The sequence below is a fragment of the Oleiphilus sp. HI0132 genome, from assembly GCF_001635845.1.
Genome location: NZ_LWGJ01000504.1, coordinates 1 through 948, shown reverse-complemented (window position 1 = coordinate 948; position 948 = coordinate 1). Strand labels below are relative to the sequence as shown.

At 47.5% G+C, this 948-nt stretch carries 1 pseudogene; it reads left to right on the top strand.

Annotation, left to right across the window (positions count from 1 at the left end):
* Positions 1–948 (top strand): annotated as a pseudogene (carB, locus tag A3766_RS06085) (carbamoyl phosphate synthase large subunit); the annotation flags it as partial.

Genomic DNA, 948 nt, shown 5'->3' with positions numbered 1-948 from the left:
GGCCGAACCTTCCAGGAATCGCTACAGAAAGCTTTACGTGGTTTGGAAGTCGGTTCTTACGGCTTCGAGCCGAAATTGGATCTGGCTTCTGAAGATGCTAAATCAGAGATGATTCGAGAGCTTCGTAACCCGAGTGCCGAGCGTATCTGGTATGTCGGTGATGCTTTCCGTTCTGGCATGTCGGTTGATGAAATTTACAAGCTAAGCGGCATCGACCCTTGGTTCCTGGTTCAGATTGAAGATTTGATTGAAGAAGAGTGTGTTGTATCGAATATGACACGCACAGACATGACTGCTGAAGCGATGCTTCGTCTTAAGCGTAAGGGTTTTGCTGATCACCGTTTGGCAGAGCTACTTGGTATTACCGAGAAAGAATTGCGTACGCTACGTCAGGGCTTCGATATTCGCCCTGTCTATAAGCGTGTTGATACCTGTGCTGCAGAATTCTCATCGAACACGGCTTACATGTACTCAACCTATGAAGAAGAGTGTGAGTCTCAGGTTACTGACAAAGAAAAGATCATTGTTATCGGTGGTGGCCCTAACCGTATTGGCCAGGGTATTGAGTTCGATTACTGCTGTGTTCATGCTGCCTTTGCCATGCGTGAAGACGGTTACGAGACCATCATGATCAACTGTAACCCAGAGACGGTTTCAACGGATTACGATACTTCAGACCGTTTGTACTTTGAGTCAATTACCCTGGAAGACGTATTAGAAATCGTTCAGCTAGAGAAGCCAAAGGGCGTGATTGTGCATTATGGCGGTCAGACGCCACTTAAGCTTGCGCGTGGTTTAGAAGAAGCTGGAGTGCCAATTATTGGTACTAGCCCAGACGCAATCGACCGTGCAGAAGATCGTGAGCGCTTCCAGCAAATGATTGAGCGCTTGGGCTTACGTCAGCCAGAAAATGCCACGGTTCGAAGCCATGAAGAAGCGATTACTAAA